Here is a 24,982-nt window from a genome sequence, read left to right as displayed (position 1 = left end):
CTGATGCAGCACAACTCGGGATGTGATCGTGCGGGAATGGGACAACAACGGTTCGGACTGGCGCTGGCCATGTTTGCAGTGTGGATCATTGCCCTCTACCGCGGCCTGTTCCGCCCCTGGATGTACACGTGGGGCGCGCATCCCGACGAGATCGTCGATTCCTTGCCCGGCGATGAGCTCACCGAAACCGAACTGCCGCGGACCACACGAGCCATCTGGATCCCTGCCACGGCTGACGCCGTCTGGCCCTGGCTGGCACAGATGGGCGAAGGCCGTGGCGGCTTCTACAGCTACGCATGGCTGGAACGCGCCCTCGGTGCAGACATGCACAATGCGAACCACATTCACCCGGAGTGGCAACCGCTGCACGTCGGCGACACCGTGTGGCTGGCCCGGCGGTACGGCCAGTCGGCGCGGCAGATCGTCGCCGCCGTGCGGACTGAGTCACATCTGGTGCTGGTTTCGCCGGCTGATTTCACCCGTCTGACGGAGGGACGGAAAGCTCACGGCTCGTGGAGCTTCGTTGTTCGTCCGACCAACGGCGGCATCAGGCTGGTGGCCCGTGGCAGCGGTACACCCGTCGGCCACTTCTGGTTCGACGTACCGCACTTCGTGATGGAGCAACGGATGCTGCGAGGAATCCGGGACCGCGCCGCGGGTCGGCACGTTCACTGACGTCAGAGAGGACACCGCAACATGATCGAGGTACTACCCGACACCCCCGAGGGTGTCACCGGCATCCGCGTCTCCGGCAAGCTCACCGGTGACGACATCCGCGAGTTCAGACCCACGATGCAACAGCTTCTCGACACCGACGAGATCCGGTTCGTCGAGGTCATCGACAGCGACTACCGGGGCTTTGGACCCGGCGGTCTCACCGAGGACCTCAAACAGGGTTTCGGTGTTGTGTTCCAGCACCATTCGTCCTTCAAGCGCATGGCGGTGGTCACCGACAAGGAGTGGATAGCGCACGCCCTGCACGCCTTGGCCTGGATGGTTCCCGGCGAACTGAAACTGTTCGGCCTCGACGAGCTCGAACAAGCCAAGGAGTGGTCCGCCGGTTAAGCAACCCACCCGCGCATTATTGGACGGGACCAAAGCGCATCCGCTCACCCGCGTAAACCTCCGGCCCAGGATGGGCATCACTGATAGCTGTGCAGACAGTCTTGACGTGCGGACTCAGAGATGCGATCACCAACCCATTGGGTACGTGGGAGCCGATGGGCGGCAAGTGCAGTTGCCGAGGAACTCGGACGCGGTCGACCTCCGGTTTCGGCGGTGTGTTGACACTCAAAGAACCTGGGCCGCGCCCAAATACTCCATGAGGTAGGGCCTTTCGGCCACGTTCCCGACGTGAAAAACTGCGTAGCGTCACGGCCATGTCCAACCAAACCCAACTCGCCACCGTCCTACCGGAGAGCACCTGCTGGGATCTGTTGTCCAGCGTCTCGCTAGGCCGCCTCATCACCAGTGTTGACGGCGAACCCGAAGTGTTCCCGGTCAACTTCGCCGTTCAGGACCGCACTCTGTTGTTCCGGACCGCCGGAGGAACGAAGCTGGTCAGCACCGCCATCAATCACAACGTCACCTTCGAGGCGGACGGCCACGAGCACACTCAAGGCTGGAGCGTCATCGTCAAGGGGTTCGCAAGGATTCTGTCCACCGACGACGAGATCGACGTTGCAGAGCAGGCCGGGCTGCGGCCATGGGTGGACGCGGACAAACAACATTTCGTCCGCATTCGTCCGCTGCGGGTCAGCGGTCGCCGGTTCCAGTTCGACCGCCCGGCAAGCGCGCCCAGAGATGAGAGTTCTAGCGCACCCGCTGGCCATCCCCGCTGGCGGCCGCCGCTGCCGCGTCGGCTTGGGCCAGATTCTCTACGCGACGTTTGATTCCCAACAGCATCCCCCGGGTGATGATCGCCAAGGCCGGCCCGGCGATTTCGGTGGCGAGTACTTCACCAGGGTGGCGTAATCCCGTTCGAGACCTAATCAGCAGCCTGCACCGGTCATCCCATCGCGGGAGCACGTGAAACGACCACACCGCGTTCCAGTGCTGACGTGCAGGGGTCGCGCGCAGCACTATCGACTGCCCTTCCACCACCTTGGCGACTTCGAGCACGAGGCCGTCCCGAAGTCCCAGCCACCGCTGGGGTGCCAGCCGAACGACATCCCCAGGCAGCAGATGTTGCCACTCCTGATGTACGACATCGGTGTTGTGGTACTGCAGACCCGCAAGATTTTCGAGCTTCTCGTAGCTGTAGAGGCCACCGCGGTCCTGGCCCATCTGGATCAGCCAGGGCCAGACGTCGGCCGCGGGTGCGTCGATCCAGATTCCTTCGGTGGTCTGGACGGCCGGAGCCTCCACCAGATCGTCCCCTGGCAGTGTCTCCGAGCACTCCTCTTTGGTGGTTCCCCAGTTGCGGTAGTACCGCCGTGCGACGTAGAGAAATCCCAGTGCGGCACCGGTCTTGACGGTGTTGGAAGGCATGCCAGCAGCTTCCCGCGCATAGCTGGACCTGCCTAGGGCCGGTTGTCACCAGTGTCTGGCGTTTGTACAGCGCGTCGGCAAAGAACTGCACCATCTCGGCGAACAAACCACAACCAATACGGCTACGACTTGTTTGCCGGAGTCCTGTGAGCCCGCTCGCTGCAGGCCAACCGCGACAACCGTCAGGGCGTTGCTCGACCTTGGGTTGGGGCGCCGCCAACTCTCGCCGGACCATCGACCTGTGTGGCGAGGACTTCTGCCCCTAGTCCCCCACCCTGCCCCGGTGGTCGGATCTGGTTTTGCGGCAACATCACTACGAAAGGACACATCATGAGCAATCTTGCTGTGCACCAGCATCGCTCGTTCTGGCCGGACGTTTCCGACTTCTTCTCAGGGCTACCCGGCTGGGCAAACCTGCGACCACCGTTCGACGGCCACATCATCAAGGTTGAGGACGCCGTGTTGGACGGCAAGTATCAGCTGCAGGCCGAGATCCCGGGGGTGGACCCGGAGAAGGACGTCGACGTCACCGTGCGTGACGGTGTCCTCACCATCAAGGCGGAGCGAAGCGAGCGGAAGGAGGAGCCCAGCGGGCGGTCGGAGTTCTCCTACGGCTCTTTCCTCCGCTCGGTCACACTGCCGGCCGGCGCCGACGACGAGAGCATCAAAGCCACCTACGACAAGGGGATCCTCACGGTGACGGTGCCGTTGAAGGAGTCTGCGGTGACCGAGAAGCACGTGTCGATCGAATCGACGAAGTGACCGCCGCGGCGGTCTCGTGCACGCGCTCGTGTGCCGAGACCGCCGCTCGCGGCGCCATCCCATGGGAGGAATGCCATGCACGGCAAACACTGGTCGGTGGATGTGACCACCGACGAGCACGACGGCACTACCAAGGCCGTCGCGCGGTTACATTGGGGAGAGCGGACTTTGGTGGCCGAGGGGCGAGCGCGTTGCAACCCTGCCGATCGTGATATCGCGGATATCGGGGCTGAGCTTGCTGCCGCGCGGGCGCTGACCGATCTTGCCCAGCAACTGCGCTCCGTAACCCGGCACCACATCGAGGCCGCCACCAACGCTCCGGTGGACCATCTGAACTGATCCGAACACAACAGGGAACTCCGATGACCCACACACAGGACACAACGACCCTCGGCGAACCCCGCCGCGTCTTCCGGGACCGTCGCGAAGCCGGTCAGGTTTTGTCCGGGCTGCTCACTGCCTACCGCAACCGCGACGATGTTCTCGTACTGGGCCTTGCGCGCGGTGGCGTGCCCGTTGCCTGGGAAGTGGCGGCAGCCCTCGGCGCACCGCTGGACACCTTCATCGTGCGCAAGCTCGGCGCTCCCGGCCACGAAGAGTTCGCGATCGGCGCCGTGGCACGCGGCGGCCGCGTCGTGGTCAACGATGACATCATCCGCGCACTGCGCGTCAGCCCACAGCAGCTCCGCGATATCGTCGAACGCGAAGGGCGCGAGCTTCTCCGCCGGGAGGCCGCCTATCGCGGGGAGCGGCCACCGATCGAGGTCACCGGAAAGACGGTCATCCTCGTAGACGACGGGCTCGCAACCGGTTCCAGCATGTACGCCGCGGTGCAGACGCTGCGCGACGAAGACGCCGCTGAGATCGTGGTCGCCGTCCCCGCGGCGCCCGAGTCCACGTGCCGCGCGTTCGCCGACGTCGTCGATGACATGGTGTGCGCCAGCATGCCGACGCCGTTCGTGGCGGTGGGCGAGTCGTTCTGGGATTTCCGCCAGGTCAGCGACGACGAGGTGCGGGATTACCTGGCAAAGCCAACCACGGGACCTGCCAACGTCTCGGTGCTGACCGAGCCGACACCGATCGACGGCGTCAACCGGTGCGCAGTCGACGCTCCGCACGGCGTTCCACCCCACGAGGTGCTTGATGAGATCATCGGTGATGCACAGATCGTTCTGATCGGTGAGAGCTCACACGGCACCCACGAGTTCTACTCGGCGCGCGCTGCCATCACGAAATGGTTGATCTCCGAACGAGGATTCTGTGCCGTGGCGGTCGAAGCGGACTGGCCTGATGCCTACCGTGTGAACCGCTACGTACGCGGACTCGGCACCGATCAGACCGCTGATCAGGCGCTGCGAGGCTTCGAACGCTTCCCCTCCTGGATGTGGCGAAACGTCGATGTCCGCGACTTCGTGCAATGGCTGCATCGACACAATCAACGCTGCGATTCTGCCGGCAGTACACCAGCAGGCTTCTACGGGCTCGATCTGTACAGCCTGCACAGATCGATGCAGGAAGTCATCAACTACCTCGAGAACGTCGACCCCGCAGCGGCCGGGCGAGCCCGCAACAGGTACGCCTGCTTCGATCGCACCGCCGGCGACGATGGACAGGCTTACGGGTTCGCTGCCGCGTTCGGAGCCGGGTTGTCCTGCGAGCGACAGGTCATCGCACAGCTCACCGACATGCAGCGCAACGCCCTCACGCTCGCCCGCCGGGACGGCATGGTGGGCGAAGACGAATTGTTCTACGCAACGCAGAATGCCCTGACGGTGCGCAATGCCGAGGAGTATTACCGCGCCATGTTCGGGGGCCGCGTGACGTCATGGAACCTGCGCGACCGGCACATGCATCAAACACTTCAGGCACTGTCGGCGCATCTGGGTCGCGACGGCCGAAAGCCGGCACGAATCGTGGTGTGGGCCCACAATTCTCACGTCGGCGATGCCAGAGCCACCGAGGTATCCGCCGACGGTCAACTGACACTGGGTCAGTTGGCACGTCAGACCTACGCCGACAGCGCTCGCCTCATCGGCATGACCACGTACACCGGTAGCGTGACCGCCGCCAGTGAATGGGGTGGCCCTGCCGAGCGGAAAACGGTTCGCCCGGCACTCAACGGCAGTGTCGAGGAGCTGTTCCATGCGACCGGCCGGGACGCGTTCCTGATTTCGCCCAGGATCAGCCGCTGGGCAGACGAACCGTTGTCCACGGTTCGTCTGGGCAGAGCCATCGGGGTCATCTATCTTCCTGCGACCGAACGGCAGAGCCACTACTTTCACGTCCGCTCGGCCGACCAGTTCGACGCCATCATCCACATCGACCGCACCAGCGCTCTCGAGCCGCTTGAGGTGAACAGTCGCTGGGTCGCCGGAGAGACACCCGAGACGTTCCCGACGGGATTGTGATGCCGCCATCCATCGTCACTCTGACGATGAATCCAGCTCTGGACATCACCACTGCCACCGACACCGTCGATCCCACAGAGAAACTCCGTTGCAGTGCTGCGCGTTACGATCCCGGTGGTGGCGGTATCAACGTGGCCCGCACAGCCCAGGCTCTCGGCGCTGTGGCAACAGCGGTGTTTCCTGTGGGTGGGCCCACCGGTCAAACCATTATCGATCTCATGCACCGCGCCTCGGTCCCGATCCGAGAAGTGCGGATAGCCGGGCCGACCAGGGAGAGCTTCACCGTCAACGAACGCAACACGGGGCGTCAGTTCCGATTCGTCCTGCCCGGTCCTACGGTGACCGCCGAGGATGAGAACCGATGTTTAAAGGCTCTGGACGAAGCCGCGCAAGGCGCACGCTTCGTGGTCTGCAGCGGCAGCCTCCCCCTGGGTCGTCGCCGGATCTGTACCAGCGTGTCGCCGAGATATGCTGCAAAACAGATACATTGATGGTGCTGGACACATCGGGACGAGGCCTGCACCAGATCACCTCCGACGTATGGCTCCTCAAGACCAGTGTGCGCGAACTCCGCGACCGGCTTGGCAGGGAGTTGTCGGACGACACGGCGCGGGTAGCCGCGGGCCGGGAGCTCATCAGTCACGGTGTGGCTCGTATCGTCGTGGTGTCGTGCGGCGCCCATGGTGCCCTGTTGATCACCGACACGACCGCCGCGCTGTTCCCCGCCGTACCTGTCTCCGGTGTGAGCGGGGTGGGCGCAGGAGACGCGATGGTGGCCGCCGTGGTGACCAGCCTGGAGCGAGGGTGGTCGCTGAGGAAATCCATGAGATTCGGCGTCGCTGCGGGAGCAGCCATGCTGTTGACGCCGGGCACCGAGGTCTGCCGTCGAGAGGATGTCGAACGTCTGTTCCGTGTCGTGCCGGACCCCGTGGAACTCTCGTGATCGACAGTGAACGTCCGGGCGGCGAGCAGCGCCCACAGGAAAGTCGTCGATCTCGACGTGATCGTGAACGGTTCCGTCGCATCGAATGCCAGAGGACGCTGACGGGTGTCAGAGCGAAGTGTTGTGTTCCGGCTGCGCGTGCGACTGGCGCTCACGGGCACTGACAGCCCGCACGCTGGCCACTGCCGCCGAGACCCACGCCTGCACCCGGGCAGGATCGCGATAGTCCCCCGAACTCGACCGTGCCATTACGCGGGCCGGAAATCCGCGTGCGTCGCGGAGCAGCCGCCCTCCGAACATCGCGTGACCGTAGGCGTTCACCTTCACCGCCAACCGTTTCACCGCACGCGGTGGCGGAGTGTCGATCTCAACATCCCGCGTCAGGGGCCCACTGCTGACCAGCCATACGTGCCGCGTCCGCAACTCGTCGGCATGCCGTCGCAGAAACCGACGGGCCTCCCCCAGCCACCGGCCCATGTACAGCGCGGAAGCCACCACCACGACATCGAACTCAGCCAGGTCATGAACGTCACCGGCGCGACGAACGTCGACCTCCCATCCGTTGCGCCCGAACGCATCTCCGATCATGGCAGCCAGCCCTGCCGTCCCGCCGCGGCGGGAGGCGTAGGCAACGAGTACACGCATCGCAGCACCTCTTCTCGGATCGGTCGAAGCTGCCTTCCTGAAGACCAGGCTTCCGGTCCGCTCACCGTCCCAACTAGGGTCGCTTGTCACTTGAAAGAGGTACCTTTCGAACTTCCTACGCTGATGGAGTCGCCTCGATAGTGTTGATATGGAGCATCTCTCAGCTCTCGAGGCGGGATTTCTCGAGGCCGAGGACGCCGACCGCCACATCAGTCTGGCCATCGGCGGCATCGCCATCCTGGACGGCCCACCCGAGCCCCAGGATGTCCTCTTGGCGACTCTGGCAGCGCGACTGGCTTCGATTCCACGCTTCACCCAGGTGCTGCGGCAGCACCCACTCAAATTCAAGGCCCCGCAATGGCAGGAGGACCCCAACTTCGAAATCGACCGGCACGTCCGACGGGTGGCGCTTCCCGCGCCGGGCGATGATACCGCCCTGTTCGACCTCACCGCAGACATCATGGCTCGCCGACTGGATCGCGAGCGGCCGCTGTGGGAGTGCTGGGTGATCGAGGGCCTGGAGCACGACAGCTGGGCGATACTGATCAAGCTCCACCATTGCATCGCCGACGGTATCGCCGCCACCAACACCTTGATCAGGCTCTTCGATGACGGCGGCGGGGCGACATTCGCCGACCAGATTCATGGCTCGACTCATCCGCAAGGAGCGCGCGGGCGGATACAGCTGAGTGTCGATCCGCGCCAGGTGATTCAGGCGGCCTGGCAGGCTTCATCCGTACTTCCCAGAAGGCTCGCTCGAGCCGGTGTCGGCGCCCTTCAGATGGCCTCGGAGATAGTGCGGCCCGCCCAGACCTCACTCACCGGCAGGCTCGGCACTCTGCGCCGGTACCGCGCCGTGCGGGTCTCCCTGAGCGATGTCGAGAGCATCTGCGCGGCATTCGAGGTCACGGTCAACGACGTGGCTCTGACCGCCATAGCCCACGGGTTCCGGGCGGTTCTGTTGGCCCGCCACGAAGCGCCCGGAAAGGAGCCGGTACGCACACTCGTACCCATTTCGATTCGGCGGTCGGATGCGTTCGACCAGACCGACAACCGCGTTGCAGCCATGCTCACCCTCTTGCCCGTGGACATCGACGATGCGCTGGAACGGCTCGGTGTGGTGCACCGACGACTGGCCGGGGGCAAGCACAGCGGTCAGCCACAGGCGGCCGCGCTCTTGATGCAGGCGGCCCGATACTTCCCGTTCATGCTGTCCGCCTGGACTGTTCGGCTGTTGACTGCGCTGCCACAGCGCGGCGTGGTAGCTCTGGCCACCAACGTGCCGGGCCCCAGAAAACGCCACCGCGTCGGTGGGCACACGGTCAGACACCTGCTGCCCGTCCCGCCCATCGGAGTCGGCCTGCTGACGGGTGTGGCCATACTCAGCTATGCCGACGAGCTGGTTTTCGGCATCGTTGCCGACCGCGATTCGACACCGGATCTCGATCTCTTCGCCGGCAAGGTGCACGACGCCGTCCACGAGCTGGTGGTCGCCAGCCGAACTTCTGCAGAACAAGCCAACACTGTGGTGGAACTGCTCCCCAAGTCCAGCCCACCCGCCAAGCAGACCAATCGCCGCAGCATCCGACGCCGACCGCCGAGGTGACAGTGGGCACGGCCGTTACCGTCAGCTACCGGCGGCACCGGGCTCCCGCACCACCGGCGTCGAGCAGTAGAACGGGTGGCCCTCGATGTGTTGGTGAGCGGGTCGACTGCAGCTGGTGATGTCGCAGGGCATCATCAGGACAGAGCAATCCACGGGCAACCCACTGTCGTGCCCGGCATCGAGCAAGTTGTCGAGAACCGCGCCCGCTGCCGAGTTGATCACCACCACCTGCTCATGACCGTTTGCCTGCGCCAGCAGACCGGACAGATCATCAGTCCAGGGCATGGCCCAGACCTCCAAGTCGTCGCCGGGGTCGCTCCGCTCTAGCTCCTCCTGCACATCGTCAGGCGATACGCCAGGCGGCGCCAACATCATGACGGCGGCAGCGCGCATCCTTGCCTCTGCCAGGGCCGCAGCCCACAGCGTGCCGGCGTGTGTCGAGGCGTCGATGACCACCACCACCCACCGATCATCCGGACGGGGCGCGGGGTGGCGCCCCACCAGGGCGACCGGAACCTCCGCCCAACGAACCACGTCAGCGACCGGTGGACACCTGGGAGAATCACCGCTGCCGAAACCGGCGTGACGCGCCAGACACAACAGAGACGCCGTGCGTCCGTGCTGCAACCACGCATGCGCCTCGTCATCGACGAGCACCTCGGCCCTGACCATGGCGCGTGGCTTGGCATCTTGCACGAACGCCTTGGCAGAACACAGCATTCGTCGGGCAGAGGTCAGCCTGGCACTCAAGTCTGAGTCCCGGGGGTCCACCACCGAGCTGAGTACCAACCAGGTGTTCCGGGTCATTGCTTCATCAACGGCCCACAGCGCGGCCTCCAGGGAGGCAGCCGACCCGTCGACACCGACCACAACCGGTGAAATGAACTCGTTCATAGCTGCCCTCCGGGCTGCTTGCTGGACGGATCTCTGGAGACTATGGCGTTGTCGCCGTCACGGTCTGAGGTCATTGGTCCAGCGGTCGAGGGCCGTTGGTCATGTCGTGCGCGCAGACCGAGTCGACCAGGGGCGAGCGTCCGCATCCCCGAGGGTCGAATGACCCTAGCGCGGCGCCCCTCTCCGGCCCAGTATCAGCCTGGCAGGACTGTTCCTGTCCTGACGACAACGTGCGGAGGACCCCATGACCACTGCGAGAGACATCCCGCCCGCCGGCGCCACCTGCACCGGTGAGCACGAGACGTTGGTCGCTGCTGCTCGCCACATGGCAGAACTCGGCATCGACGCGGATGCCGACATCGTCCGCGATCTCCCCGAGCAGGCCGTCGTTGCCTTCGCCAAGGCCAACTGTGCCCCCGCCGCCATCGCGAGCGGGCGCTGACGGCGCAACCCACAGAATCAACGGAGCCGCCAGCGAATACTGTTCGGCGGCAATGCTTCCTGACGTGATCGAGTGCAGCGCCGAGCTGCATGATCTGGTCACCGCCCGAGGTCCTGTGGTCTGTCTCGACTTCGACGGCACGTTGTCGACCATCGTGGCCGATCCGGACGACGCGACCCTGGTTGAAGGAGCCGCCGGGGCGCTCAGCCAGCTTGCGGCGCTGTGCCCGGTCGCGATCGTCAGTGGGCGCGATCTGAGCGATGTCCGCAGTCGCGTCGGCATCGACAACCTCTGGTACGCAGGAAATCACGGCCTGGAACTGGCAGGCCCGGAAGGCATCTCGTTCCTGCCGGCCGGGGACACCGGCGCAGACACGACTCTCGAACGCGCAGCCTCGGCACTTCGCGAAAACCTGGCCGGCATACCGGGTGTTCGCGTCGAACACAAGCGCCACTCGATCGCCGTGCACTACCGCAATGTCGACAGTCGGCATCAGGGCGTCGTCCAAGACGCCGCCGTGCGCTGCGCCCGGCAGCACGGCTTGCGACACGTCCAGGGCCGCAAAGTCGTCGACTTGCATCAGGACGTCGAATGGGACAAAGGTGCCGCGGTGCGCTGGATAACTCAACGCGTCACCCGAGGCGAACGGGCGTTGCCGATTTACGTCGGTGACGACACCACCGACGAGGACGTGTTCCTGGCCCTCAGATTGAGCGGAATCGCGGTTCTGGTGCGCCATGACGAAGACGGTCATCGAGCGACTGCAGCACGCTACACCGTGCGCGATCCCGACGAAGTGTGCCGGCTGCTCGGCCTGCTGAGCACATGGTTGAGCCAGGAGCGGGAAACAACGCAGGCTTGGACTTTCACCTTCGACGGATATGACCCGTCAGCGGAGAAGCTCAGGGAAGCGCTGTGCACCGTCGGCAACGGCTATCTCGCCACCCGAGGAGCCGCACCGGAGTGCCGCGCCGGGGAACGGCATTATCCGGGCACCTATGTTGCGGGAATCTTCAATCGTCTGGACGACATCGTCAACGGTCGGCACACCGAGAACGAGAGCCTGGTCAACCTACCGAACTGGTTGCCTCTGAAGTTCCGCGTCGACGGTGGCGACTGGTTCGACATCGACGCGGTGTCAATCCTCGAGTATCACCAGAGTATGGACATGAGGTCCGCGGTGATGACCAGACAGGTGCGCTTCCGCGATGCCAGAGGTCGCACCACCTCGTTGACCCAACATCGCTTTGCCGCCATGCACGAGGCCCACGTCGCGGTGCTGAGTACCCGTGTTGTCGCCGAAGACTGGTCAGGGGCAATCGAGTTCGAATCGTCGATCGACGCAGACGTGCGCAATGGCGGCGTCGAGCGCTACCGCGACCTGGCCAGCGCCCATCTGCAGCCGGTCAGCTCCGAGGTATCCCACGACACGGCTGTGCTGACAGTGCGGACCGTCCAGTCGCGCATTTTCGTCGCGGTGGCTGTCCGCACCACTGCCGAGCGCGACGGTGTGCACACACCACTCACCAGACTCGATGGCACCGTCGCTGTCGGCCACCGCTTCGCCGTCCACGTCGCCGCCAAGCAGGCTGTGTCCGTCGACAAGGTGGCCTGCATCGTCACCGGCCGTGACGTGGCCACCTCCGAACCATCGGACACCGCCGTCCGACTCATGGCGGGCCTCGGTCCCGCCGCACAGCTGCGCAGGGCCCACGAAGTGCGGTGGAGCCACCTGTGGGAACGTCTGGACATCGAGGTGGCCGGATATCCCGATGAACTCCGGGTGCTGCGCCTGCATCTGCTTCATCTGCTGCAGACGATCTCACCTCATACTGCAGATCTCGATGTCGGAGTGCCTGCCCGCGGCCTACACGGCGAGGCATACCGCGGGCACGTCTTCTGGGACGAACTGTTCATCGTGCCGGTGCTGAACCTGCGGTTTCCGACGATCACCCGTGCGATGCTGCGTTACCGCCACCGTAGATTGCCAGAAGCGCGCCGTGCGGCCGCCCTCGCCGGCTACGCAGGTGCCATGTTCCCGTGGCAGTCAGGAAGCGACGGTCGCGAGGAAAGCCCACAGGTGCATCTGAACCCACAGTCGGGTCGGTGGAATCCGGACCCCAGCCACCTGGCGCACCACGCCGGAATCGCCGTCGCCTACAACGTGTGGCAGTACTACCAGGCCTCGGGTGATCTCCCCTACCTCATCGACTTCGGTGCCACGCTGCTCATCGAGATTGCCCGCTTCTGGGTCAGCAGAACTGTTTACGACAAGAATCGCGGCAAGTACAGCATCAACGGCGTGATCGGCCCCGATGAGTTTCATTCCGGATATCCGGACCGCCCGCATCAAGGTGTGGACAACAACGCGTACACCAATGTGATGGCGGTGTGGGTGATTCTTCGCGCGTTCGACGCTCTGCAGACTCTTCCCCTCATGTCACGACTGGATCTGCGCGAGGAATTGGCACTGACTGACGCGGAGCTGGCCCATTGGGACGATGTGAGCCGACGACTTTTCGTGCCGTTTCACAACAACATGATCAGTCAGTTCGAGGGTTACGAGGTTCTGCGGGAATTGGATTGGATCGATTATCGAGTTCGATACGGCAACATTCAACGTCTCGACCGGATCCTTGAAGCCGAGGGTGATGACGTCAATCGCTACCAGGCCGCCAAACAGGCCGACGTACTGATGCTGCTCTACCTGCTCTCCTCCGACGAGCTACGCGAAATTCTCGACCGCCTTGGATATCGACTGGAACCCGACCTGATCCCAATCATGGTCGACTACTACCTCGCCAGGACATCGCACGGATCCACGTTGAGTGCGGTGGTCAACACCTGGGTCCTGGCACGAGCCAACAGAGATCGCGCCACCGAGTTCTTCGGACAGGTGCTCGCCTCTGATGTCGCCGATATCCAGGGCGGGACGACGGCCGAAGGTGTACACCTGGCCGCCATGGCCGGCAGTGTGGACCTGGTCCAGCGCTGTTTCACCGGTTTGGAAACGCGGGGAGACCGCATTGTACTGAGCCCTTCGTGGCCCGAAGATGCTGGACCGCTGACGGTTTCGATACACTACCGCGGCCAGCATCTGCACATTCGGGTCAGTGGTCGCAGCGCCGAGATCAGTGCCGCCTGTCGGGACGACGCCGCGCCGGTGCTGATCGAGTGCCGCGGACGAACGGCAGTTCTCTCCCCTGGTCAAACGGTGGCCTTCGATTGTTGATGCTCCGACGTCTTCCGTCCACCCACCACCAGCACCGAACAATCTGACCCGCACAGAGCTTCGTTGCCTCTCGTGCTGGTCAACGTCTGAACGGTCGCGACGTCGTGCGCCGCCACGATCACCATCTCCAATGTTCCTGCGGCATCTGCGATCAGCGGGACGATGTCGGCCGGCACCGGCAACGCGCAAATCTCGATGTCGTCTCCGCTTCCCTCAGCGGTGCACAGATGGCGGTCCACAAAGGACTGCACATCATCGCCACCGGCTGCAGGTGTACTGGATGTGGTTGACCATGACGTCATCACGAGGATGGGGACATGCCGTAGCCTCGCTTCGTCAACGGCGGCGCTGAGGGCAGCGTCAGCTCCGTGATGCTCTCGCAGAATCGCCATGATCCACTTTCTCGGCATCGGGCCGTCAGGGGACCGATTCTGGGAGCGCCGTCGTATCACGGCAACGGGGGTCGATGCGTGGCGAGCCACGTTCCGCGCCACCGTGCCGAGATGACGCCGGCCATTGCGGCCCGTTCCATCAGCGCCGAGGCAGATGAACGCCGCGCCCTGCCCAGCTTTTGCGAGCTCTTTTGCCGGATCACCCTGTCGCACCTCCGATTCAATGCGCACGGTGCTGGATGTCTGTTGCCGAAGCCTCTTCCAGACATGGTGCAAAGCGCGCTCGGCGTAGGCGATTGGCTCCTCCCGGTCCCGCGCGTTGTCAGAGGAGACCACGTGAACCAGCCTCATAGGCACATGTCGGGCCGCCGCTTCGGCCGAGGCCCAGATCGCAGCGTGCAGTGCCGACTTCGATCCGTCGATCCCGACCACCACCGGGCCGTTTGTTGTCGTGTCGTTCATCGTTGCGCCTTTCGCGCGGTCGTTGTTTTCAAGGCACGCCTGGACGGTGCGGCATCCATCGCCGTTGCTGCTGCGGATCTCGGTCACTGGTCAGGCGCGAGCGTGAAGTAGTTCTCCTCCTCCTGAGCGAAATGCAGGCGCAGCAACGCGTGCAGCCCGTACAAAGCGGCCAGCAAGTCTCGACGCTGACCGATCTGGACTCGGCCGGCAGATTCCGCTACGTGGACATGGGTGCCAATGCGGTCGATGAGATGTTCGATCTCGGCGTGTGTTCGACTCATTGTCGCAGTGGCCTCACCGCTTCTCAGTGGGATCGCCAGCGCCGGATAGAGCTCATGCTCCTCTGCTCGTTCGTGGGGCAAAATCCGCTGTTCCAGTTCTGCATGTACGGCCTTCACTATCGGCAGGGCCTGCTCGTCAGACGCTTCCACCAGTCGATCGGCGCTGTCGCGAACCAATGCGATGGTGTCACGCAGGGTGTCGTGTTCTGCTGAGAAACGATGCAGCAGCGCCTCTGTGCCGGTGGGCAGTGTCACGTGGGTGGCCGGATCACCGCGCAGTGCGCGGATCGCGTTGAGGATAACCGCAACGTCGATGCCTTCCTGCAAGAGCGCGCCGGCTGCCGGCGGCAGGTAACCGAATGCGGCCACCGCCATTGCCAACACGGACAAGCTCATGCCCACCACCGCACTCTGCACGGCAATGCGACGCGACCAACGGGCAATGTCCATGGCATCGGCCAGCCGATCGAGACGGTCGGTCGTCAGCACGATCTCCGCAGCCTCCGACGAAGCGGTGGCTCCTCGTGCACCCATCGCCACACCCACCGTTGCCGCAGCCAGCGCCGGCGCGTCGTTGATGCCGTCGCCCACCATCACGGTCACCGCCTTCTCGCATTCGGCGCGCACCGCAGCCACCTTGTCCGCCGGTGTCTGCTGGGCGTATACCTCGTCGAGCCCCAATACGGTGGCCACGTCGCGAGCGGGCTCCATCCGGTCTCCGGTGAGCATGACCAATCGGGTGAAACCGGCTTCGCGAAGTCTTCGCATGGTGCGAGGTGCCTGTCGCCGCAGCGGATCTCGCAGCAGTATCGCGCCGGCCGGGTCTGCGTCGATGCTGACCCACACCAACGCTGCGCTGTCCAAGCGCACCCGATTCAACGCGGCTTGAACCCATGGCCGACCGGCAACATCCTCACTGATTCTGCCGACCGCGACGCGTCGGCCATCCACCGTGGCCGTCACCCCCCGACCTGCTTCTTCGACAACGTCGGAAGCGAGGCTGAGGGGCAGCCCACGCGAGAGTGCTTCGCTGACAATTGCCTCGGCCAGCACGTGCGGTGACACTTGATCCACCGACGCCGCCAAACGAAGCATGTCGCGTGAGTCGGTGCCGGGCTCAGCGAGCACGTCGATCACCGTGGGACGACCCATGGTGAGGGTGCCGGTCTTGTCCATCACCAGAGTGGTTGCATGCCCGAGATTCTCGAGTGCGCCTCCGCTGCGGATAACGACGCCGGCGCGGGAGGCGCGGGACAGTCCCGAAACGATGGCCACCGGAGCTGCCAACAGCAGCGGACAGGGAGTGGCCACCACAAGTACCGCCACAGCTCGCACAGCAGACCCGCTGACCAGCCAGGCCGCACCCGCCATCAGCAGCGCAAGCGGAAGGAACCACGCCGCGTACCGGTCAGCCAGGCGGACCACCGGCGCGCTCTCGGCGCCGGCCTGTTGCGCCAGGCGGACGATGCCGGCATAGGTGCTGTCGGCCGCGCTGGAGGTGGCCCGCAACTCAAAGGCGTCACCGGCGTTCACGACCCCACTGCGGACCGGTTCACCGCAACCGCGTTCCACCGAGAGAGACTCTCCAGTCAGGGCTGATTCGTCGAGCACCGCGACGGGTTGCACCACCCGACCGTCCACCGGTACGACGTCGCCGGAGGCAACAACCAGCAGGTCGCCGGCCACCACATCATCGACCGGGACCACGCTGATGGTGGTGCCCACCTGGCGTCGCGCGAACCTGGGCGCACGCTCCAGCAGTGCCCTCAGATCACGAGTCGCGCGCCGGGATGCCGCGGCCTCCAGGGCGCGCCCCCCGGCCAGCATCACCGCGATGATCGCACCGGCCAGGTACTCACCAACGACCAGGCTGCCGACCAACGACAGCACCGCGATGACGTCGACGCCCAGCTTGCCCTGACGCAGTGCCGCGAACACCCACGCCGCCGCCGGCGCCACCGCCAGGATGGTTCCCACCGCCCACACTCGGTCTGCGACGTCGGCTCGGCCCATCAACCACGCGATGCCGCCACCGGTCAGCGCGACGACAGTGAGCACCACCAAGGCGGGCTCCTTCAGCGATCTCCACTGCACGCGGCCACCCATCGAGAACCTCCCGCCGATCACACAGCGCAACCGAGGTCGTGGTGTCGCCGCTCATCCGAGTCGATCACGAAAGGGCGACTGCCAGTAGGGCCATTGGGCCCCGTCGCGACATGACCAGTGCAGTTTGCGGCGTCGATGACCTGGACAAGGTCAGAGACGTCCGCGTGATTCCTCCAGCCGCCGGACCGGCCCCTTGCTGAGCACTGCCGAAAATACCCCTGCGGGTACTATGACTGGGCTGTTCACGGAAAGGGGCACCACCGATGGTCGGTGACGAAGAAGCCATTGCCGCGGTACTCAACCGGCTGCGCAGGGCCCAGGGTCAACTCGCGGGTGTGATCTCGATGATCGAACAGGGTCGCGAGTGCAAAGACGTCGTGACCCAACTCGCAGCAGTCTCGCGGGCGCTCGACAGAGCCGGCTTCAAGATCGTCGCCACCGGAATGCGCGAATGCCTGACCGGCGAGACTCAGGACGGTAAGCAGCCGATGACCGAAGCAGAGCTCGAGAAGTTGTTCATGGCATTGGCCTGATGAGCATTGCGGCGGCACAACATCAGGTGCGGTCGTCGGTTTCCAACGCTGGATGCAGTTCGACTTCCTGGGCCTTGACCACGAAGTAGACCTCCTGACCGGGCGCGAGGTCGAGGTCAGCAGCGGCTGCGGCGGTGATGTCTGCAGCGATTCCGGTGCTTGCGTCGATCTGTCCCTGTCCGCGCACACGGACCGTGCTCCCGGTGAAGTCCATTTCGACGATCGTCACGGGAAAGACGTTGCGCGGGCTGCCCTGCGGTGGATCGCGAAACACCGACACCGCGGCGGGACGGAACAGCCCGACCGCGGCGCGGCCCGATACCAGCTCTCCGACACCGAAAATCTGTGCACCGGTGGGAGTCTGGATCACACCAGGCTCGCCTGCTGTTCCGGGAACCAGGTTCACCCCGGCGATACGTGCGGCAAAGGCGCTGCGCGGCGAGGTGAGGATGTCGCGGACGGCGCCTTGTTCCACGATCCGCCCCTGTTCGACGACAATCACCTTGTTGGCGACTGCCAGAGCGTCGAGAATATCGTGGGTGACGATAACCGCGGTCCTTCGATCGCCGCGCAGGATGTCACGCAGCAGCCGCCGTACCGCTGGTGCGGCCGTGACATCAAGGGCGGCCATCGGCTCATCGAGCAACAGCAGTTGCGGTTCGGCGGCCAGCGCACGGGCGATCGCCACCCGCTGAGCCTGCCCGCCCGAGAGTTGGGCAGGCTTGCGGTCGGCAAGGTGCTCGGCTTCGACCGCCTTGAGCCACTTCTGCGCGATGGCCGACGCCTCGGTTCTGCTGCGACCGTGGCATCGAGGGGCGTAGGCGACGTTGGCAGCGACGCTCATGTGCGGGAACAGCAGCGCCTGTTGGGCGAGCATCACCACGCCGCGGCGATGGGCGGGGACGAACGTATCGTCGGTGGTGTCGACGATCACGGTGTCGCCCAGGAGTATTCGGCCCTCATCCGGCCGAAGCAGACCGGCGATCAGCGACAGCAGAGTGGATTTCCCCGCACCGTTGGGCCCCAGCACGGCGAGCACATCACCGTGATCGAGTGCCAGGTCGAACTCGACATCTCGGAGTTCCAGTCGTGCGCGCAGGTCAAGGCCACTCATATCGGGCCTGTCAGTCGGCGCGAGGCCGAGGCAATGACGATGACCGCGGCGACCACGATCAACAACAGCGAGAGTGCCACTGCGGCATCAGGATCGGTTTCGCGCTGCAGATAGATCTCCAGCGGCAGCGTGCGCGTCACCCCCTGCAGGGAGCCGGCAAAAGTCAAAGTGGCGCCGAACTCGCCCAGCGACCGCGCGAATGCCAGTACCGCACCCGACATCAGACCGGGCAGCACCAACGGCAACGTCACCGTCCACAGCACGGTGGTGGGTCGAGCACCGAGTGTCGCGGCGATGTTCTCGTACTGGCTTCCGGCCGACCGGATGGCGCCTTCGAGACTGACGACCAGAAACGGCAGTGACACAAAGGACTGGGCCAGGACCACCGCGGTGGTGGAGAACGCGATCCGGACACCGAACGCCTCGAGATGCTGACCGAGCAGGCCGAGGCGGCCGTAGGTGTAGAGCAGGGCGATACCTCCCACCACCGGTGGGAGGACCAGGGGCAACAACACCAGAGCGCGAAGCACCGCCTGTCCCGGGAACTGTCCGCGGGCCAGCACCACCGCCATCGGCACGCCCAGGCAGGTACACACGAGTGTGCTTGCCGTGGCGGTCTTGAGACTCAGCAGCAGTGCCGAGCGCGATGATTCGGAGACGACCAGGGGGATGAAGTTCGCCCAGTCGATCTTCAGCAAAATCGCGATCAACGGGAGAACGACGAACAGCGCCCCGACCATGGCCGGCAGATAGATCCAGACCGGCACACCGACCTGGATCAGCCTTCCGGCTTGTTGCCGGAGCCTCATGGAGCGGCGAAACCTGCCTGCGACAGCAGCTTCTGACCTTCGGGGCCGGTGACGAAGTCCACGAAACCCTGCGCCGCTTCCGAGTTGGCCGCCCCGGACAGAACTGCGATGGGGTACGTATTGACCGCACCGCTGGATTCGGGGAAGGAAACTTCGGTCACCGCGTCGCCGGCGCCTTTGGCGTCGGTGACGTAGACCAGGCCGGCATCGGCTTGCCCGGAGGTGATCTTGCCGAGTACGTCGGTGACGGCAGACTCCTCGCTGACCGGGGCCAAGGTGACCCCGGTCTGTTGCTCGATCTTCTCGGTGGCGGAACCGCACGGTACCTGGGGAGCGCACACGACGACGGTGATCTCCGGTCTGGCGAGATCGGCAAACGAGGCAATGCCCTTGGGGTTTCCCGGCGGTGTCACGATCGTCAGTGTGTTGGTGGCGAAGTCCACCGGGTCACCGGCGACAAGACCGCCGTCGACTGCCTTGGCCATGTTGTTTTCGTCGGCGGAGGCGAACACATCTGCGGGGGCGCCCTGGGCGAGTTGGGCAACAAGATCCGACGAGCCGGCGAAGTTGAAGCTCACCGTGGTGCCGGGGTTGGCGGCCTCGAGTTGGGCACCCAATTCGGTGAACGTGCTTTTCAGCGACGCGGCAGCAAACACAGTGATATCACCGGTGGCGGACACGGAGTCGGACCCAGAGCCCGAACAGCCGGCGACGAGGGTGGCGACACCGAGTGCTGCGAGGGCGAAGTGAACCGCGCGCATCATGAACTGCCTTCCGGTGTTTCGACGATCACGGTGGTTGCCTTGACGACGGCCACGGCGAGTGAACCTGGCTGCAAACCCAATCCCTTTGCCGACTCGCTGCTCATCAGGGAGACGACGGTGAAAGGCCCGCACTGCATCTGCACCTCGGCCATCACCCCGTCGGCATTGACCCGGGTCACCAGTCCTACGAAGCGGTTGCGCGCCGAACTGGAGATCCCCAACGGATCCGGTGGGGGCGCCGCGTGCTCGCGCGCAAATTCGGCCAGCACTTCTCCGGCGATGACCTTGCGACCTGCGGAATCTCTCTGCGCCGTGAGATTTCCACTGTCGATCCACCGCCGGACCGTGTCATCACTGACGCCCAACAACGTGGCGGCATCCTTGATCCGGATATCCGACAACGATCCTCCCCCTCAGGTCTCCGGCCGTAATCCGCGGGTGCGGAACCAACAGCCTATTTTACCGGGCATCTGCGGTGCAGACGGACTCCGATTTCCGCTTCGCCGGTTCCTGAGTAGTCGCGTCGGGGAGGGTCCGGCAAACCAGAGTCGCCGCCACGCGGGACGCGCATGTGTGATCGGCGCGCAGCCTCAACCACACGGACCGCAAACGCGACCGCCTACCTCCAATGACACTGCGCGCCAAACGGTTAGAGATCGTCAGCCTGGCCGCTCAGGCCGCAGGCCAGTCGCGCTTTGCGCTCAGAGCCGCGCTGGGGATCAAGCGCGCCCGCCATGCCGCTCAACGAAAATAAGGCTCAACCGTGCCACTGAGCTTGACGACCATAGGATTGCCCCGGCGATCCTTCGCGGTGCGGACTTCAACACGCACCCAACCCTCGGCGACGTTGTATTCGTGAACATTGGTTTTCTCGACGCCGTTGAAGCGAATACCCACGTCGCGGCGCAGCACCTCTTCGCTGAAAAAGGGACTGGTCGGATCGATGGAGAGGTGATTCGGTGGAACGTCTGTGTTCGGGTCCTCGGACATCATGGCCTTCGTTGAATGCAGTGTCAGGTGCTCGGAGTGATCCTCAAATCTACGCGACCTCGCGGTGGCGGGTTGCACAGAGCCCCGGGCGTGCCGCCCGAGGACGAGGAACGTGGGCACGTCTGTATTGGTCAGCCGAGGCACCGTTGCCCACCTTGACGGCGGGAGAAGAAGACCACCCAGCTCCTCTGACAGAGGAGTGGTTCAGCTCTCGACGAGAACCAAGGCGATCAACGAGCGACGAGACACCCGTACTGATCACCTTGCTCCTCACCAATGGGTTAGTCGCCGGGAGAGGGATGCTGCAGCGTCGGCTGCGGCGCCACCACCGGCGGCGTGAAGACACCCGAGACGTTCGGGTTGGGCATGTTCTCCGTGGGGCTCACCGTCGGCTCCGACGTGGTCGTCGTTGTCGTGGTGGTGGTGGTGGTCGTGGTCGACTCCTCTGGGGTGCTGCTCTCACTGCTGCACGCCGCGGTGAAGCCGATCATCGCGAGGATCGCACCACCACCGATCACCGCACCGAGACGACGACCCGAAAACTTTTGTGCCATAACAATCCCCTTTTGTTGTTGCCGTGGACAATACCGGGCCTTGACCCCGCGCACCCCTTTTTCAGGCCGGGGCGCATCCTCGCCGGTGGTTGATGACGTCGGGCGAGTCGACGATTCCGGTGGTGACGGAACGGGCCCGCACATCCGAACGGCAAAGGGTTCGCGTCGAACCCCACCAAAAGGACTGGGGCTCAAGGGTGTCGAGGGCATCCGGGAGCAGAGAGTCTGCGTCGGAGCAACGATCAGATGTCGTGGCTGCTGCTCGGGCCGGTGCGCGGGCCGTAACGGTCGGCGTACGCCTGGTGCACATGAGCGTTCTTCAGACGCGCCCGTTCGTCGAGAAGACCGGGGGGCAGCCCATGCTTGGCGAGCATGTGACGCCGCCACACCTTGTTGAGGGCATGGGAGAAGTACACGAACGGGATCAGAATAGGCAGCGTCATGCTGGCATGCAGATACAGCGACATGGGGATGAACCAGATGGGCGCCAGGACCAGAACCGCAGGAATGGCAACCCGAACCATCATCCGTACCGTCGCCCCGGGACCAGCCAGATCCCGAGCCACCCACGAGCGCATCGAATCGGGTAGCGCTCGCCCGTAACAGTAGGTGAAGTACTGCCACGGGCCGGGTGTCGTCCGTGCGATGTCATCGCGGGTCATGGCACGACAATAGACCCCTATATGATGGATTGCGAATTCCATCAATCCATGAATCCAGTGACCCAAGGAGGCGACGATGAGCGACAGCGTCATGTACGGCCCTGGGCGACCGCTCTATGAGATCAAGGCCAACCTGTTCAAAGCACTGGCCCATCCGGCACGCATCCGGGTGTTGGAGATTCTGTCTGCCAACGAGGAGCCGACACCGGTCAGCGCGATCCTCGCCGCCACCGAGATCGAACCGACCTTGCTCTCGCAGCATCTGGCTGTCCTGAAACGACATCACGTGGTTGGTGCGCACCGGGTGGGCAACGCCGTGTTCTACACGATCGCCCACCCGAAGATCGCCGAACTGTTGCTGATTGCCCGAACGTTCCTCGCCGATACGCTTGCCGCCCAGCGTGATCAGCTTGACGCGCTGAGTTCACTGCCACCCATCGGCGTCTCTGAATGAGGAACCTGCTCCTCGATCGTGCCCTTCGACTCCTGCCCAGCCCGAGTGACTACACCGGGCTGCGGCGATCCTGGCGTCGTGATGCAGTGGCCGGCGTCACCGTCGGGGTGGTGGCACTGCCACTGGCCCTCGCGTTCGGAATCAGCTCCGGTGTGGGCGCCGCGGCCGGGCTGATAACCGCCGTCATTGCAGGAGTGGTGGCCGCGGTGTTCGGCGGTTCGCATGTGCAGGTCTCGGGTCCCACCGGCGCGATGGCCGTCGTGCTGGCACCGATCGTCACCCAATACGGCCTGAGCAGCGTCGCCCTGGTCACGGTACTGGCCGGGGTTGTTGTGCTCGCCGCCGGAATCAGTGGTATCGGCCGCGCCGTGACGTTCATCCCTTGGCCGGTCATCGAAGGGTTCACTCTCGGAATCGCGATCATCATCTTCCTGCAACAGGTTCCCGCGGCCCTCGGCCAACCGACCCCGCAAGGCCAATCCCCCGTGATGGCCGCGGCCTCGACTGTCGTGCACGCCGATTGGACCACAGCGTGGCCCGCACTTGTCGTGGTGGCGGTCGTGGTGCTGATGATGCTGACGGCGCCGCGACTTCACCCCGCACTCCCCGCGTCGCTTCTTGCCGTCGTCGCAGCCACCGTGCTCGTCATCGCCGTGCAGTTGCCGACAACCCGGATCGGGGAATTGCCATCGCATCTGCCCGCCCCGGTCTGGCCACACACCGACCTGGCCACACTGCACCAGCTTCTCGGTGCCGCACTGACGATTGCCGCACTGGCCGCGATCGAGTCGCTGCTCTCCGCGCGGGTGGCCGCCTCGATGTCGGCGACCGGACCGTATGACCCGGACCGCGAACTCGTCGGTCAGGGGCTGGCTTCCATGGCATCGGGTGTGTTCGGGGGGATGCCCGCCACCGGGGCGATCGCGCGCACCGCGGTCAACGTCCGATCCGGGGCACAGACCCGGCTGTCTGCGATCGTGCATTCGATTCTGCTGTTGGCAGTCGTCTATGTCGTCAGCAGTCCGGTCGCAGCTATTCCGATCGCATCATTGTCAGCAGTATTGATGGTCACCTCGTGTCGCATGATCTCTCGGCACACGGTTGCGCGGATACTGCGGTCCAGCCGTTCAGGGGCGGCCACCTTCACGCTGACAGCGGTGATCACCGTGTGTTTCGACCTGATCCAGGCTGTCGAGATCGGCATCGCGATCAGCGCGCTTCTGGCCCTGTACACCGTGGCACGACGCAGCAGCGTGACCCGCGAGAACCTGCCCGGCCCACCATTACCCGGTGATGAACACATCGTCCTACTCCGCCTCGACGGTGCCATGTTCTTCGGTGCCGCCGACCGCATGTCCTCGGCCATTGCCAAAGCCAGCCACCCGGACACAAAAGTGGTCATCATCCGCTTGTCCCGCCTCGGCATGCTGGATGCCACCGGGGCACACACCTTGACCCAGATCACCCACGATCTCGAATCTCGGGGTATTACCGTCATCATCAAAGGCGTACAACCCGAACACCGTCCGCTGCTCACCAACGTCGGCATCATCGACTCCCTCAGTCACGAAAATCACCTCATCGATTCCCTCGACGAAGCCATCGCCCACGCCCGCAGGCACGTTGAACCTGACTAGATGTACTGACCTGAGCCGGTGCTGACAATGCGGGCGGCGATCGTCACGATCGGGATGTTGGAATCCTGGGACAATCTGCGCATCAGCTCAAAGGCGCGAACAGCATCAACTTTGTACCGCTCCATCAACATCCCTTTGGCCTGTCCGATGGCGTCTCGGCTGGCCAACGCGGACTGAAATTGCGCTTGGCGGTCCTGGGCAATGAATGCCAGCGCCGCGTGGGTGGCCAGCATTGCAGCAGCTGCCTGCGCATCCGAATCGAAGGCGAAAGATGTGCAGCTGAACAGGTTCAACGCCGCCCGACAGCTGGGCCGGCTCTGATGGGTGTAGAGCTGAAAGGACAACACCCCCAAGGCTCCGGCGTCGATGGCCTTCGCCGAATACTCCGGCCAGCGAGAGTCGTGCCGCAGGTCTTGGGACAACACCATCGTTTCCCCCACAGCGGCGTCGACACACGGACCCTGTTGGTGCTGCTGCTGAATACGGCTCAGATTCTCAGCCAGCGGAGAAGTCGCAGCCGCTGATCGGTATTGGTCAGCGTCGTCGATCAACAGGACATCGGCGCTGTCCACACCGTCGATCAACCGCGTGGCGGCCGTGGTGATCGCCGTCAAGGTTTCATCCATGCTCACCGGATGAGCAAACTGTCGCGTCACCTCGACCAGCGTCGACTGCACAGTCTCGAGGAAATGCGCATCGTCGATTGCGGCATTGTTCACCATGTCGTCCACAGCATCCATCGTCGCACTGGTGGCCGCCACAGGTCACCGACAAGGCGTCCTGCAGTCAGCTGACGCCGAAA

The 24,982-nt window shown here is 64.4% G+C and carries 25 protein-coding genes and 1 pseudogene; 13 read left to right on the top strand and 13 right to left on the bottom strand.

Annotated elements, in window-relative coordinates; all coding sequences use genetic code 11:
- Positions 1 to 36: 36 nt before the first annotated feature.
- The 3 genes from BVC93_RS24975 to BVC93_RS24965 all read left to right on the top strand — a co-directional run bounded on the left by BVC93_RS24975 (position 37) and on the right by BVC93_RS24965 (position 1,892).
- A complete protein-coding gene (locus BVC93_RS24975; RefSeq protein WP_083739790.1) occupies positions 37 to 675 on the top strand; it encodes a hypothetical protein in 639 nt (212 codons plus the stop codon).
- Between the two features lie 21 nt (positions 676 to 696).
- On the top strand, positions 697 to 1,065 hold the full coding sequence (locus BVC93_RS24970; protein ID WP_083739789.1) for an STAS/SEC14 domain-containing protein: 369 nt from the start codon (positions 697 to 699) through the stop codon (positions 1,063 to 1,065).
- 314 nt (positions 1,066 to 1,379) lie between these two features.
- Positions 1,380 to 1,892: a pyridoxamine 5'-phosphate oxidase family protein gene (locus BVC93_RS24965; protein WP_083739788.1), complete on the top strand. Its 513-nt coding sequence runs from the start codon at positions 1,380 to 1,382 to the stop codon at positions 1,890 to 1,892.
- Here BVC93_RS24965 and BVC93_RS24960 read toward each other — a convergent pair.
- Positions 1,813 to 2,490, bottom strand: a complete 678-nt coding sequence (locus BVC93_RS24960; protein ID WP_083739787.1) for a hypothetical protein — start codon at positions 2,488 to 2,490, stop codon at positions 1,813 to 1,815. The genes BVC93_RS24965 and BVC93_RS24960 overlap by 80 nt on opposite strands.
- A gap of 330 nt (positions 2,491 to 2,820) precedes the next feature.
- Here BVC93_RS24960 and BVC93_RS24955 point away from each other — a divergent pair, with 330 nt between their 5' ends.
- The 4 genes and pseudogenes from BVC93_RS24955 (at position 2,821) to BVC93_RS24940 (ending at position 6,603) form a co-directional block, all read left to right on the top strand.
- A complete protein-coding gene (locus tag BVC93_RS24955) occupies positions 2,821 to 3,252 on the top strand; it encodes an Hsp20/alpha crystallin family protein (protein ID WP_083739786.1) in 432 nt (143 codons plus the stop codon).
- A gap of 75 nt (positions 3,253 to 3,327) precedes the next feature.
- A complete protein-coding gene (locus tag BVC93_RS24950) occupies positions 3,328 to 3,591 on the top strand; it encodes a DUF1876 domain-containing protein (RefSeq protein WP_083739785.1) in 264 nt (87 codons plus the stop codon).
- Between the two features lie 23 nt (positions 3,592 to 3,614).
- Positions 3,615 to 5,660 (top strand): erythromycin esterase family protein, encoded by a 2,046-nt coding sequence (locus tag BVC93_RS24945; RefSeq protein ID WP_083739784.1) that lies wholly within the window; start codon positions 3,615 to 3,617, stop codon positions 5,658 to 5,660.
- Positions 5,660 to 6,603, top strand: a pseudogene (locus tag BVC93_RS24940) (1-phosphofructokinase family hexose kinase). The gene BVC93_RS24945 and the pseudogene BVC93_RS24940 overlap by 1 nt, the downstream one beginning before the upstream one ends.
- Positions 6,604 to 6,711: 108 nt before the next feature.
- Here the strand turns inward: BVC93_RS24940 and BVC93_RS24935 are convergent.
- Entirely contained in the window at positions 6,712 to 7,248 is a 537-nt protein-coding gene (locus BVC93_RS24935) for a flavodoxin domain-containing protein (RefSeq protein ID WP_192860096.1), read from the bottom strand.
- A gap of 148 nt (positions 7,249 to 7,396) precedes the next feature.
- Here BVC93_RS24935 and BVC93_RS24930 point away from each other — a divergent pair, with 148 nt between their 5' ends.
- On the top strand, positions 7,397 to 8,854 hold the full coding sequence (locus BVC93_RS24930) for a wax ester/triacylglycerol synthase family O-acyltransferase (RefSeq protein ID WP_083739783.1): 1,458 nt from the start codon (positions 7,397 to 7,399) through the stop codon (positions 8,852 to 8,854).
- Between the two features lie 21 nt (positions 8,855 to 8,875).
- Here BVC93_RS24930 and BVC93_RS24925 read toward each other — a convergent pair whose 3' ends face one another.
- Positions 8,876 to 9,748 (bottom strand): universal stress protein, encoded by an 873-nt coding sequence (locus BVC93_RS24925; protein ID WP_083739782.1) that lies wholly within the window; start codon positions 9,746 to 9,748, stop codon positions 8,876 to 8,878.
- A 244-nt stretch (positions 9,749 to 9,992) separates the two neighbouring features.
- Between BVC93_RS24925 and BVC93_RS24920 the strand changes: the two genes are divergently transcribed.
- On the top strand, positions 9,993 to 10,190 hold the full coding sequence (locus tag BVC93_RS24920; RefSeq protein ID WP_083739781.1) for a hypothetical protein: 198 nt from the start codon (positions 9,993 to 9,995) through the stop codon (positions 10,188 to 10,190).
- Positions 10,191 to 10,242: 52 nt separating this feature from the next.
- Positions 10,243 to 13,422 carry a trehalose-phosphatase gene (gene otsB / locus BVC93_RS24915; RefSeq protein WP_236950111.1) on the top strand — a complete coding sequence of 1,060 codons (3,180 nt, stop codon included), beginning with the start codon at positions 10,243 to 10,245 and terminating at the stop codon, positions 13,420 to 13,422.
- On the opposite strand, the gene BVC93_RS24910 is transcribed toward otsB, so the two are convergent.
- The gene (locus tag BVC93_RS24910; protein ID WP_083739779.1) at positions 13,398 to 14,363 is read right to left on the bottom strand and encodes a universal stress protein; all 966 of its coding nucleotides are present in this window, start codon (positions 14,361 to 14,363) and stop codon (positions 13,398 to 13,400) included. The genes otsB and BVC93_RS24910 overlap by 25 nt on opposite strands.
- Positions 14,360 to 16,663, bottom strand: coding sequence for a heavy metal translocating P-type ATPase (locus tag BVC93_RS24905; RefSeq protein ID WP_083739778.1), 2,304 nt, complete (start codon positions 16,661 to 16,663; stop codon positions 14,360 to 14,362). Before BVC93_RS24905 ends, BVC93_RS24910 begins: the two co-directional genes overlap by 4 nt.
- A gap of 263 nt (positions 16,664 to 16,926) precedes the next feature.
- On the opposite strand from BVC93_RS24905, the gene BVC93_RS24900 reads away from it, so the two are divergent.
- The gene (locus BVC93_RS24900; RefSeq protein WP_083739777.1) at positions 16,927 to 17,196 is read left to right on the top strand and encodes a metal-sensitive transcriptional regulator; all 270 of its coding nucleotides are present in this window, start codon (positions 16,927 to 16,929) and stop codon (positions 17,194 to 17,196) included.
- A 22-nt stretch (positions 17,197 to 17,218) separates the two neighbouring features.
- On the opposite strand, the gene BVC93_RS24895 is transcribed toward BVC93_RS24900, so the two are convergent.
- The 7 genes from BVC93_RS24895 to BVC93_RS24865 all read right to left on the bottom strand — a co-directional run bounded on the left by BVC93_RS24895 (position 17,219) and on the right by BVC93_RS24865 (position 22,089).
- Positions 17,219 to 18,310: a sulfate/molybdate ABC transporter ATP-binding protein gene (locus BVC93_RS24895; protein ID WP_083739776.1), complete on the bottom strand. Its 1,092-nt coding sequence runs from the start codon at positions 18,308 to 18,310 to the stop codon at positions 17,219 to 17,221.
- Complete coding sequence (locus BVC93_RS24890; protein WP_083739775.1) at positions 18,307 to 19,119, bottom strand: ABC transporter permease; 813 nt, start codon at positions 19,117 to 19,119, stop codon at positions 18,307 to 18,309. Before BVC93_RS24890 ends, BVC93_RS24895 begins: the two co-directional genes overlap by 4 nt.
- Complete coding sequence (gene modA / locus BVC93_RS24885) at positions 19,116 to 19,883, bottom strand: molybdate ABC transporter substrate-binding protein (protein ID WP_083739774.1); 768 nt, start codon at positions 19,881 to 19,883, stop codon at positions 19,116 to 19,118. Before modA ends, BVC93_RS24890 begins: the two co-directional genes overlap by 4 nt.
- On the bottom strand, positions 19,880 to 20,284 hold the full coding sequence (locus tag BVC93_RS24880) for a TOBE domain-containing protein (protein ID WP_083739773.1): 405 nt from the start codon (positions 20,282 to 20,284) through the stop codon (positions 19,880 to 19,882). Before BVC93_RS24880 ends, modA begins: the two co-directional genes overlap by 4 nt.
- A gap of 340 nt (positions 20,285 to 20,624) precedes the next feature.
- On the bottom strand, positions 20,625 to 20,873 hold the full coding sequence (locus BVC93_RS24875) for a DUF3297 family protein (protein WP_083741316.1): 249 nt from the start codon (positions 20,871 to 20,873) through the stop codon (positions 20,625 to 20,627).
- Positions 20,874 to 21,154: 281 nt separating this feature from the next.
- Complete coding sequence (locus BVC93_RS24870) at positions 21,155 to 21,427, bottom strand: hypothetical protein (protein ID WP_083739772.1); 273 nt, start codon at positions 21,425 to 21,427, stop codon at positions 21,155 to 21,157.
- 242 nt (positions 21,428 to 21,669) lie between these two features.
- Positions 21,670 to 22,089: a DUF5313 domain-containing protein gene (locus BVC93_RS24865; protein WP_083739771.1), complete on the bottom strand. Its 420-nt coding sequence runs from the start codon at positions 22,087 to 22,089 to the stop codon at positions 21,670 to 21,672.
- 76 nt (positions 22,090 to 22,165) lie between these two features.
- Here BVC93_RS24865 and BVC93_RS24860 point away from each other — a divergent pair, with 76 nt between their 5' ends.
- The gene (locus BVC93_RS24860; protein WP_083739770.1) at positions 22,166 to 22,543 is read left to right on the top strand and encodes an ArsR/SmtB family transcription factor; all 378 of its coding nucleotides are present in this window, start codon (positions 22,166 to 22,168) and stop codon (positions 22,541 to 22,543) included.
- On the top strand, positions 22,540 to 24,180 hold the full coding sequence (locus BVC93_RS24855; protein ID WP_083739769.1) for a SulP family inorganic anion transporter: 1,641 nt from the start codon (positions 22,540 to 22,542) through the stop codon (positions 24,178 to 24,180). The genes BVC93_RS24860 and BVC93_RS24855 overlap by 4 nt, the downstream gene beginning before the upstream one ends.
- Here the strand turns inward: BVC93_RS24855 and BVC93_RS24850 are convergent.
- Complete coding sequence (locus BVC93_RS24850; protein WP_236950110.1) at positions 24,177 to 24,920, bottom strand: GAF and ANTAR domain-containing protein; 744 nt, start codon at positions 24,918 to 24,920, stop codon at positions 24,177 to 24,179. The genes BVC93_RS24855 and BVC93_RS24850 overlap by 4 nt on opposite strands.
- Positions 24,921 to 24,982: the final 62 nt, after the last annotated feature.

Origin of the sequence: Mycobacterium sp. MS1601, from assembly GCF_001984215.1 — a bacterium.
Lineage (GTDB): Bacteria > Actinomycetota > Actinomycetes > Mycobacteriales > Mycobacteriaceae > Mycobacterium.
Note: the sequence above shows the minus strand (reverse complement) of the source record. Positions and strands in the feature narration are given on the sequence as shown.

What these genes read in the sequence shown, in the direction of transcription:
- BVC93_RS24975 (WP_083739790.1), top strand. Translation starts at nt 37, where the DNA reads ATGGGACAACAACGGTTCGGACTGGCGCTGGCCATGTTTGCAGTGTGG.
- BVC93_RS24970 (WP_083739789.1), top strand. Translation starts at nt 697, where the DNA reads ATGATCGAGGTACTACCCGACACCCCCGAGGGTGTCACCGGCATCCGC.
- BVC93_RS24965 (WP_083739788.1), top strand. Translation starts at nt 1,380, where the DNA reads ATGTCCAACCAAACCCAACTCGCCACCGTCCTACCGGAGAGCACCTGC.
- BVC93_RS24960 (WP_083739787.1), bottom strand. Translation starts at nt 2,490, where the DNA reads ATGCCTTCCAACACCGTCAAGACCGGTGCCGCACTGGGATTTCTCTAC.
- BVC93_RS24955 (WP_083739786.1), top strand. Translation starts at nt 2,821, where the DNA reads ATGAGCAATCTTGCTGTGCACCAGCATCGCTCGTTCTGGCCGGACGTT.
- BVC93_RS24950 (WP_083739785.1), top strand. Translation starts at nt 3,328, where the DNA reads ATGCACGGCAAACACTGGTCGGTGGATGTGACCACCGACGAGCACGAC.
- BVC93_RS24945 (WP_083739784.1), top strand. Translation starts at nt 3,615, where the DNA reads ATGACCCACACACAGGACACAACGACCCTCGGCGAACCCCGCCGCGTC.
- BVC93_RS24935 (WP_192860096.1), bottom strand. Translation starts at nt 7,248, where the DNA reads ATGCGTGTACTCGTTGCCTACGCCTCCCGCCGCGGCGGGACGGCAGGG.
- BVC93_RS24930 (WP_083739783.1), top strand. Translation starts at nt 7,397, where the DNA reads ATGGAGCATCTCTCAGCTCTCGAGGCGGGATTTCTCGAGGCCGAGGAC.
- BVC93_RS24925 (WP_083739782.1), bottom strand. Translation starts at nt 9,748, where the DNA reads ATGAACGAGTTCATTTCACCGGTTGTGGTCGGTGTCGACGGGTCGGCT.
- BVC93_RS24920 (WP_083739781.1), top strand. Translation starts at nt 9,993, where the DNA reads ATGACCACTGCGAGAGACATCCCGCCCGCCGGCGCCACCTGCACCGGT.
- otsB (WP_236950111.1), top strand. Translation starts at nt 10,243, where the DNA reads ATGCTTCCTGACGTGATCGAGTGCAGCGCCGAGCTGCATGATCTGGTC.
- BVC93_RS24905 (WP_083739778.1), bottom strand. Translation starts at nt 16,663, where the DNA reads ATGGGTGGCCGCGTGCAGTGGAGATCGCTGAAGGAGCCCGCCTTGGTG.
- BVC93_RS24900 (WP_083739777.1), top strand. Translation starts at nt 16,927, where the DNA reads ATGGTCGGTGACGAAGAAGCCATTGCCGCGGTACTCAACCGGCTGCGC.
- BVC93_RS24895 (WP_083739776.1), bottom strand. Translation starts at nt 18,310, where the DNA reads ATGAGTGGCCTTGACCTGCGCGCACGACTGGAACTCCGAGATGTCGAG.
- BVC93_RS24890 (WP_083739775.1), bottom strand. Translation starts at nt 19,119, where the DNA reads ATGAGGCTCCGGCAACAAGCCGGAAGGCTGATCCAGGTCGGTGTGCCG.
- modA (WP_083739774.1), bottom strand. Translation starts at nt 19,883, where the DNA reads ATGATGCGCGCGGTTCACTTCGCCCTCGCAGCACTCGGTGTCGCCACC.
- BVC93_RS24875 (WP_083741316.1), bottom strand. Translation starts at nt 20,873, where the DNA reads ATGTCCGAGGACCCGAACACAGACGTTCCACCGAATCACCTCTCCATC.
- BVC93_RS24870 (WP_083739772.1), bottom strand. Translation starts at nt 21,427, where the DNA reads ATGGCACAAAAGTTTTCGGGTCGTCGTCTCGGTGCGGTGATCGGTGGT.
- BVC93_RS24865 (WP_083739771.1), bottom strand. Translation starts at nt 22,089, where the DNA reads ATGACCCGCGATGACATCGCACGGACGACACCCGGCCCGTGGCAGTAC.
- BVC93_RS24860 (WP_083739770.1), top strand. Translation starts at nt 22,166, where the DNA reads ATGAGCGACAGCGTCATGTACGGCCCTGGGCGACCGCTCTATGAGATC.
- BVC93_RS24855 (WP_083739769.1), top strand. Translation starts at nt 22,540, where the DNA reads ATGAGGAACCTGCTCCTCGATCGTGCCCTTCGACTCCTGCCCAGCCCG.
- BVC93_RS24850 (WP_236950110.1), bottom strand. Translation starts at nt 24,920, where the DNA reads ATGGATGCTGTGGACGACATGGTGAACAATGCCGCAATCGACGATGCG.